Consider the following 8,617-nt stretch of genomic DNA (forward strand, 5'->3'; position numbering starts at 1 on the left):
CTTGGTTTCGAACAGTTTGTGCGCACCCCGTTACCCCTACCGCGCCATGTTGGTGAACCGCGACAAGTGCAGCTGGTGCGCGACGGTCACCGTCTTGGTGGGGCCGTTGCGGTGCTTGGCGAGAATGAAATCCGCCTCTCCCCCGCGCGGGTCGTCGCGCTCGAACGCGTCGGGCCGGTTCAGCAGGATCACCATGTCCGCATCCTGCTCGAGCGATCCCGACTCACGAAGGTCCGACAACATCGGCTTCTTGTCGGTGCGCTGTTCGGGACCGCGGTTGAGCTGGCTGATCGCAACGACCGGCACCTCGAGTTCCTTGGCCAAAAGCTTGAGATGACGCGAGAATTCGGACACCTCGAGTTGCCGCGACTCGACCTTCTTGCCGGACGACATCAGTTGCAGATAATCGACCACGACCAGACGCAGGTCGGATTTCTGCCGCAGCCGGCGCGCCTTGGCCCGGATCTCCATCATCGTCAGGTTCGGCGAGTCGTCGATATACAGTGGCGCCTCGCTGATTTCGCTCATCCGCCGCGCCAGCCGCGTCCAGTCTTCGTCGCTCATGCGGCCCGACCGCATGTCGGCGAGCTTGATCTTCGCCTCCGCTGACAGCAGCCGCATGACGATCTCGGACTTGCTCATCTCCAGCGAGAAGATCACGCTGGCCATGCGGTGCTTGATCGAGCACGACCGCAGAAAATCCAATCCAAGGGTGCTTTTGCCCACTCCAGGTCGAGCCGCCACGATGATCATCTGCCCGGCATGCAGGCCGTTGGTCACCTCGTCGAGCTCGGTGAAACCGGTCGGCACGCCGCGCGCGACGCCACCGTTGGAGGCGATGGCGTCGATCTCGTCCATCGTCGGCTGCAGCAGATCCTCGAGTGGAACGAAATCCTCCGACGTCCGCCGCTCGGCGACCTCATAGATCTCTGCCTGTGCGCGGTCGACCACCTCGGCCACGTCGGCTCCTTCGGCGCCCGCGTAGCCGTATTGCACCACCCGGGTGCCCGCCTCCACGAGCCGCCGCAGGAGCGCCTTCTCGGCCACGATGGTCGCGTAGTAACTCGCGTTGGCCGCTGTCGGTACCGTCGAGATCAGCGTGTGCAGATACGGCGCCCCGCCGATCCGCCGCAGCAGGTTGCGGCGGTCCAGCTCCGCGGCGACGGTCACCGCGTCGGCCGGCTCGCCCCGGCCGTAGAGGTCCAAGATCGCGTCGTAGACGTTCTGGTGGGCGGGGCGGTAGAAGTCGCCGGGCCGTAGCCGTTCGAGCACGTCGGCGATGGCGTCCTTGCTCAGCAGCATGCCGCCCAGCACCGCCTGCTCGGCCGCCAGGTCCTGCGGTGGCTGGCGCCCGAAGTCTTCGCTAGGCGGCGAAGAATCCATGCCCGACGCCAAGTCATCGACGACCGCCACGGATTCCCTCCTCCCCGGATTCACGCACCCGAACATACATTCGATAATCGATCGTGAGCGTAAGTCAAGGTGCTGACAATTGCGCCTCATGGCACCCGCACGCCCGGCGCCGGGACGACGTTAAACGTTGCTGACTAGGACGCAAAGGGGGTGCTGTTTATGAAGCTGTGCATCGTGTGTGCATATCCGTCGACACCTGTGTTGAGCGGGGTGTGGAGAACCTGTGGATTAATGCAAAGGGCTGGGACATCGGTGCAGATACCGGCCATACAACGCCATTGAATTCGTGTGGACAAGAATCTCTCCGGCGTGTCGTCGCAGGTTACTGCCCCGGGCGTGTTGGCTTTCCGCCACATTTTCCCAGCGTTACGGGCTGGTAAAGCGCGCTGCCCGAATACACCCCAGAAATGGTTCGCCAGGGAGCACGTCCGCGACGCTGGCTACCAAGGGGCGCGCCGCTGCCCGCAGCACAACGAAGCCCGGCGGCGGCCGATCATGGCCACCGCCGGGTACGAGCAAACGTCGGGTGCTTAGCTCTGCGCGACGACCTCGAGCGCGACTTCCACGTCGACCTCGGGGTGCAGGTGCACCGCCACCGGGTGGGTCCCGACGGCCTTGATGTGCGACTTGGGCAGCCGCACGATCCGCTTGTCCAGGTTGGGGCCGCCGGCCTTCTTGATGGCGGCGACGACATCGCTGGCGGTCACCGAGCCGAACAGCTTGCCGGAATCCGCCGCGGTCTTCACCGGCAGCGAGACCGGGCCGAGCGCCTCGATCGCCGTCTTGAGTTCGTTGGCGTGCCCGAGGTCGCGCACCGCCTTGGTTTCCCGCGCGCGGCGGATATCGTCGGCCTGCTTCTGCGCGCCGCGCGAGGCCACGATGGCCAGGCCGCGCGGGAGCAGGAAGTTGCGGCCGTAACCGTCCTTGACCTCGACCGTGTCGCCGACGGCACCAAGATGGTCGACGTCAGCCGTCAGAATCAGCTTCATCGTTTCGTACTTTCGGTAGGCCCTCGGCGGCTATCGCGCCGAGGAGGTGAAGGGCAGCAGCGCCACCTCGCGGGCATTCTTCACCGCGATGGCGATGTCACGCTGGTGCTGCACACAGTTGCCGGTGACGCGACGCGCACGGATCTTGCCGCGCTCGCTGATGTAGGTACGCAGCAGCGCGGTGTCCTTGTAATCGATCGCTTGATCCTTCTTGGCGCAGAAGACACATTTGCGTGCCTTGACCGGCTTTTCCGGAGCCGGCCGCCGCTTGTTGGACTTGGCCATGTCTGTTTTTCTTTCCGTTCTCTATTACTGAAGTTTTCTCGAATCAGAAGGGCGGTTCGTCGTCTCCGCCACCGAACGAGCCCGATGCGGGCGCGCTGCCCCACGGGTCGTCAGCGGGAGCGCTGCTCGCCGGCGCCGACTGCTGGCGTGATCCGCCGCCGCCGCCACCACCGCCGAAGCCACCGCCGCCACCACCGCTGCGGCTGGCCTTGTTGACCTTGGCCGTGGCGTACCGCAGCGAGGGGCCGATCTCGTCGACCTCCACCTCGACGACGGTGCGCTTCTCGCCCTCACGGGTCTCGAAAGAGCGTTGCTTGAGCCGGCCCGTGACGATCACCCGGGCACCACGCGTCAGGCTTTCCGCGACATTCTCGGCGGCTTCCCGCCAGATGTTGCATCGCAGGAACAGCGCCTCACCGTCTTTCCATTCCCCGCTCTGCCGGTCATAGATCCGGGGGGTCGACGCCACCGTGAAGTTGGCGACGGCGGCACCCGACGGCGTGAACCGCAATTCGGGGTCGGCGGTCAGGTTTCCGACAACGGTGATAGTGGTGTCACCAGCCACAAGTTCCTCCTCGTTCCGCCCTGCTACTCGCTTCCGCGACGGTGGTCCTCGCTGAGCCTACGCAAGTCCACCGACGGTGGGCCCGCGACGCGACCACTGCTGTTAGTGCTTGTCGGTGCGCATCACCTTGGTGCGCAGTACCGACTCGTTGAGGCTCAGCTGGCGGTCGAGCTCGGATACCGTCGCCGGCTCGGCCTTCAGGTCGACGACGACGTAGATGCCTTCGGCGTGCTTGGCGATCTCGTAGGCCAGCCGGCGGCGGCCCCAGATGTCGACCTTGTCGACGGATCCACCATCCTTGCGGACGACGTTGAGGAACGTCTCCAAGGACGGGGCAACGGTGCGCTCGTCGAGCGTGGGGTCAAGAATGACCATGATTTCGTATGGACGCATGGAAACCTCACCACCTCCTCTGGTCTCAAGCGGCCACGGACGATCCGTGGCAGGAGGGTCGCCTGCGTCGGCAACCGCATCAGGCTACCGGATACGGGGCTGACCAGAAAAATCCGGACAGTCGGGCAACCCGCTATCGCCGGGCGGCCAAGTATTCGTCGGCCCTGGCCACCGTCGCGGGGTCGGCCTTGGCGAGCGCGCCCGAGTCGAACGGCGGCTGCGGATCGTATTCGATCAGCAGCTGAGCGGCCCGTGCGGCCTCGCGATCGACGACCAGTTCCACCAGACGTAGCGCCATGTCGATGCCGGAGGAGACCCCCGCGGCGGTGATGATCCGCTGCGGCAGGTGCTCAACGACTCGTTGCGGCACGTAGCGGGCGCCCAAGCCGTTGAGGAGGTCGGCGGCCCGCCAATGCGTGGTGGCCGTGAGCCCGTCCAGCAGGCCGGCCGCAGCGAGCAGCAGGGCACCGGTGCACACCGAGGTGGTGAACCGGGTGTTGGGGTGTACCGCTTGCAGCCAGGTCCGGATGGTCTCGTCGTGGATGAGCTGTCGGGTGCCGATGCCGCCGGGGAACACCACCACGTCGGGTGCGTCCACGTCGTCGAAGGTGGCGTCGCAGCTGACACCGAGCATGCCGTTCTCGGTCCGCACCTCACCGCGGTGGTGCCCGACGAACACGACGTCGATGGACGGGATGCGTTGCAGCACTTCGTATGGACCGACCGCGTCAAGAGCGGTGAATCGCGGGAAGACGGGGATGGCAACCTGCGTCATGGCGCCACTCCTTCGACCCCGGCTGCGCCGGGATCGTCGTCGTCGGCGCGGGTCACGGCGCCCCGCTCGCCACTGGGGCCTGCTCGTCGGCGTGCTCGGCTGCCGGGACGGCCGAGCGGCGCGACCCCGGCGGCCGCAGCCAGTCGGGCAACCAACCGAGCGGGTCGTCGGGTGCGCGGTCGAACGGTCCGCCCGCGGGATCGTCCACCCGCCCGCCCCACCGCACCAAATCCTCACCGGGCCGGTAGATCTGACGAATCACTAACGCGCACAACACGATAACCGCAATATCGCGGAGCAGCACGGTGGTAGTGAAGAACTGTTCGGGCAGGGAACGATTGGGGTTGCCGTACAGGTAATACATCCGCGGCACCCACACCAGCGCATCGACGGTCATCCACGCCAGCAGCAGCCGGCGATGCGGCAGGGCGAGCACCGCCAGCGGCACCAGCCACAGCGAGAACTGCGGGCTCCACACCTTGTTGGTCAGCAGGAACGCCGCGACCACCAAAAACGCCAGCTGCGCCACCCGTGGCCGTTGCGGGGCGGTCAACACGACGAATGCGATTGCCGCACAACAGGCCACGAACAGCACGGCGACCACGCTGTTGAGCACCGTCGGCGGCTGCCAGAATCCGAGTTTGGGATCGAACCCCCGCCACCCGGTGAACGACTTGATGACGTTGTACAACGAGTCCATATCTTCGCCGCGCCGCGTGTTGAGCCGGAAGAACTCCGACCACCCGCGCGGAAAGAACACCAGCACCGGCAGATTCACCAACAGCCAGGTCACCCCGGCCGACACGGCGGTACGGACCCACGCGCGCAGCCGTCCGGTCCGGATTCCCAGCAGCAGCATGGGGCCCAAAAACAGCAACGGGTACAGCTTGGCCGCGGCGCCCAATCCGATCAGTACGCCCGCCAGCACCGGCTTTCGACGCGCCCACGCCAGCAGGCCGGCCATCGCGAATGCTGTTGCCAGCGCGTCGAAATTGGTGAAGATCTGAAAAATCAGGATGGGCGAACCCGCCACCAAGGCGGCATCCCAGATCCGGCGCCCGGCCAGGCCCGCGCTGGCCCAGACGGTGGCCAGCCAGGCCAGCGCCAGCCCGAACGCGGCGATGTTGAAGAACATCACCACCTCGGCGACCACCGGCAGCGGGGCGAGTTTGCTCAACGCCGTGTAGGTCTTGGCCAGGGCCATCGACACGTACTGATAGATCCCGGTCAGCACCGGATACTCCATGTAGCGCACCGCAGGCCGGCCGTCGTAACGGATCTGCTGGGCGCCGGTGGAGTCGGTCTCGACCCAGCTCGACTTGTACGGAAACTTGCCCTGGCTCAGCAACTCTGCGCCGTAGAGCGGCACGGTGTCGGAGTAGCACAACTCGTAGTAGGCGCGTTGGTTGTCCCAGTTGGCCACCCGCTGATCGGCGGTGCCGGTACCGGTGCTTTGCAGACACGCGGCCTTCGTCGACCAACCCAACGCCAAGAAGACCAGCGCGATCAGGAACATCACCCGCAGCGGGGTCATCAGCCGGGAGCGGCCGATCAGCGCGTGCCGGCCCACCGGGCCACCGACGACGTCGGCGAGTGCGGCGCCCAGGAAATCGTTGCGACTCGGGCAATCTCGGTTGTCGGCGCTGCGCAGATCCGCGGCCAGCCGCTGCGGTGAAGTGGTGGCGCCGTGCTCCGCGGCGTCGGTCACGGTGGCGGCGCGGGTGCTTGGGGTCCACCCGGCGGGACGCCGCCACCCGGCGCGCCACCAAACGGCGCGCCACCAAACGGGCCCCCGGCCGGACCGCCCGGCTCGGGACCACCCGGCGGGCCACCGCCGGGTGCTGGTGGCGCCGCAGTGATCGTCGTGGGCGGGCCGACCGGGATGGTGATGCCGGGCGCCACTTCGATGGTGGGCTGAATGACGGTCTCCGACGGCGGCGGGGGTGGGGGCGGCGCGACGGGCACACCGGCATAGCCGCCGATCTCGGTCGGCTTGGGGAAGGACTCGTTGGAGGTGCCCTTGAGGGCGCCGTCCATGGTGGCCTTCCAGATGTCCGACGGCAGCCCCGAGCCGTAAACCGGTGCGCCCGAGGCGGTTACCAGCGGACTGTCGCCCTTGGCCGTGCCCACCCACACCGCGGTTGACAGCGACGGTGTGTAGCCGACCATCCAGGCGTCCTTGTTGGAGCTGGTGTCGCCGAGCTGGGTGGTGCCGGTCTTGGCGGCCGAGGGCCTACCGCCGGCCAGGGCGTGGCCGCGGGAATAGGCGGCGATCGGCGCCATGGCCGCGGTGACGTTGTCGGCGACGGCCTTGGGGATTCGCTGCTCGTCCTTGTTGTCGGAGTTGGCGGCATCGAAGAGGACCTGGCCGTCGGAGTTGACGACCTTCTGCACGAAGTGCGGGCGGTGATACACCCCGGAGGCCGCGAGCGTGGCATAGGCCGAGGCCATGTCGAACACCCGGGTTTGGTACTGGCCCAGCACGATCCCGTTGTTCGGTGGGCCGCCCTTGCCGTCCTCGGACAGGGTGTGGTCCACGCCGGGGAAGCTGGTCGCGACGCCGGCCTGGTGCGCGGCGTCGGCGACGGCCTGCGGGCCGCCCTTGAGCTTGAGCATCAGCCGGTAGTAGGACGTGTTCAACGACATCTTCAGCGCCTGGGCGAGGTTACAGGTCCCGCAGCTCTCGCCCTCTACGTTGGTGATCTTGATGCCATCGACCGTCAGCGGCGAGCTGTCGACCTGATAGCCCAGCCCGATGCCCTGCTCGAGCGCGGCCACCAGCGCGAACACCTTGAACGACGATCCCGTCTGCAGCCCGGCCTGAGCGAAGTCGAACCCGTTGGCGTCGGTGCCACCGAAGTACGCACGGATGGCGCCGTCGTGCGGGTCGACCGAGACCGCGGCCGAACGCATATCGGGATCCTGGCCGTCGAGGTATTTCGACACCGCCTTCTCCGCGGCCTGCTGGGCCTTCGGATCGATGGTGGTGGTGACCTGCAGGCCCTGGGTGTTCAGGGTCCGCTCGTCGATGTTGAACAGCTCCATCAGCTCTTTGGTCACCTGCCGCTCGATCAGCCCGTTGGGTCCGGTCGTCTGGTTCTGCGCGCGCGCCTGATCCGGCGGCACGGTCGGCGGGAACACCTGCGCGGAACGGTCATTGGACGACAGTGCCTTGGTTTCCACCATGCCGTCGAGCACCCACGCCCAGCGGGCCCGGGCGCCCTGCGGATCGACCGCCGGGTCGAGCGTGGACGGCCGCCGGATGAGCGCGGCCAGCAGCGCGCCCTCGGAGACCGTGAGCTGCTCGACGGGTTTGTTGAAGTAGGCCTTGGCGGCGGCCGAAATTCCGTAGGCGCCCCGGCCGAAGTAGATGATGTTCAGATAGGCCTGCAGGACATCGTCTTTCGACCACTCCCCGGACATCTTGGTGGCGATGACCAATTCCTTGGCCTTGCGCATCAGGCCGCTGACACCGTGCTGGGCCGAACCCACCAGCGCGTTCTTCACGTACTGCTGGGTGATGGTCGACCCGCCCTGCAGGTCGCCGCTGCCGAAGAGGTTGTTGTTCACCGCGCGCACGAAACCGGCGAAATCGAAGCCCGGGTTCGAGTAGAAGTTGCGGTCCTCGGCGGCGATCACCGCCTGGCGCACATGCACCGGAACTTGGCTGATGTTGACGTCGACCCGATTGCCTTCGGGCGGAATGATCTTGGCGATCTCCGAGCCGTCGCTGGCCAGGATGGTCGAAACCTGGTTGGTACGAAGGTCACCCGGCTTGGGAATGTCGACGATGAAGTACGCCATCGCGAACGTGACGATCGGCAAGAGCACCAGTACCGCCGCGCACAGGTAGGCCCCGCGCCGCACCCACAGCCAGTCCTCCGGTGACCAACGTGGGCCATCGACTGAGCATGTAGGCAATCAGAGTTCTGACAAGCGTCCGGGCCCCAGCCGTCCGGACGCCCCTCGGGATCGTGAGCGTCGGGAGGGGCCGCCGACGATCAGCCGCCGTCGGCAGGCTCCGCCGGACGATCGACTCACCACGATCCTGCCGCCCGTGCAAGACGACCGGGCGCCCCGGCGCTCCGATCCGATAGACGAAGTCAAAGCCGCACTGGCCGGCCCGCCGTCTGAGCGCGGCCAGCAGCGCGCCCTCGGAGACCGTGAGCTGCTCGACGGGTTTGTTGAAGTAGGCCT

7 protein-coding genes and 1 pseudogene are annotated in these 8,617 nt (G+C 66.8%); all 8 read right to left on the reverse strand.

Going from position 1 to position 8,617, the window contains the following annotated elements:
- Positions 1-36: 36 nt before the first annotated feature.
- On the reverse strand, positions 37-1,413 hold the full coding sequence (gene dnaB, locus A5646_RS15645; protein WP_007771724.1) for a replicative DNA helicase: 1,377 nt from the start codon (positions 1,411-1,413) through the stop codon (positions 37-39).
- Positions 1,414-1,943: 530 nt separating this feature from the next.
- On the reverse strand, positions 1,944-2,402 hold the full coding sequence (gene rplI / locus A5646_RS15650) for a 50S ribosomal protein L9 (protein ID WP_066873329.1): 459 nt from the start codon (positions 2,400-2,402) through the stop codon (positions 1,944-1,946).
- Positions 2,403-2,432: 30 nt separating this feature from the next.
- The gene (gene rpsR, locus A5646_RS15655) at positions 2,433-2,687 is read right to left on the reverse strand and encodes a 30S ribosomal protein S18 (RefSeq protein ID WP_003874730.1); all 255 of its coding nucleotides are present in this window, start codon (positions 2,685-2,687) and stop codon (positions 2,433-2,435) included.
- Positions 2,688-2,730: 43 nt separating this feature from the next.
- Positions 2,731-3,252: a single-stranded DNA-binding protein gene (locus A5646_RS15660; protein ID WP_067022504.1), complete on the reverse strand. Its 522-nt coding sequence runs from the start codon at positions 3,250-3,252 to the stop codon at positions 2,731-2,733.
- Positions 3,253-3,354: 102 nt separating this feature from the next.
- Entirely contained in the window at positions 3,355-3,645 is a 291-nt protein-coding gene (gene rpsF / locus A5646_RS15665) for a 30S ribosomal protein S6 (protein WP_007771721.1), read from the reverse strand.
- A gap of 133 nt (positions 3,646-3,778) precedes the next feature.
- Entirely contained in the window at positions 3,779-4,420 is a 642-nt protein-coding gene (locus A5646_RS15670; protein ID WP_067022506.1) for a DJ-1/PfpI family protein, read from the reverse strand.
- A 52-nt stretch (positions 4,421-4,472) separates the two neighbouring features.
- Positions 4,473-6,128 (reverse strand): glycosyltransferase family 87 protein, encoded by a 1,656-nt coding sequence (locus tag A5646_RS15675; protein WP_067022508.1) that lies wholly within the window; start codon positions 6,126-6,128, stop codon positions 4,473-4,475.
- Positions 6,125-8,341: pseudogene (locus A5646_RS15680) on the reverse strand (transglycosylase domain-containing protein); the annotation flags it as partial. The gene A5646_RS15675 and the pseudogene A5646_RS15680, both read right to left, overlap by 4 nt.
- Between the last annotated feature and the right edge of the window lie 276 nt (positions 8,342-8,617).

Source organism: Mycobacterium sp. 1245499.0, assembly GCF_001673615.1.
Taxonomy (GTDB): domain Bacteria; phylum Actinomycetota; class Actinomycetes; order Mycobacteriales; family Mycobacteriaceae; genus Mycobacterium; species Mycobacterium europaeum_A.

What these genes read in the sequence shown, in the direction of transcription:
- rpsR (WP_003874730.1), bottom strand. Translation starts at nt 2,687, where the DNA reads ATGGCCAAGTCCAACAAGCGGCGGCCGGCTCCGGAAAAGCCGGTCAAG.
- rpsF (WP_007771721.1), bottom strand. Translation starts at nt 3,645, where the DNA reads ATGCGTCCATACGAAATCATGGTCATTCTTGACCCCACGCTCGACGAG.
- rplI (WP_066873329.1), bottom strand. Translation starts at nt 2,402, where the DNA reads ATGAAGCTGATTCTGACGGCTGACGTCGACCATCTTGGTGCCGTCGGC.
- A5646_RS15670 (WP_067022506.1), bottom strand. Translation starts at nt 4,420, where the DNA reads ATGACGCAGGTTGCCATCCCCGTCTTCCCGCGATTCACCGCTCTTGAC.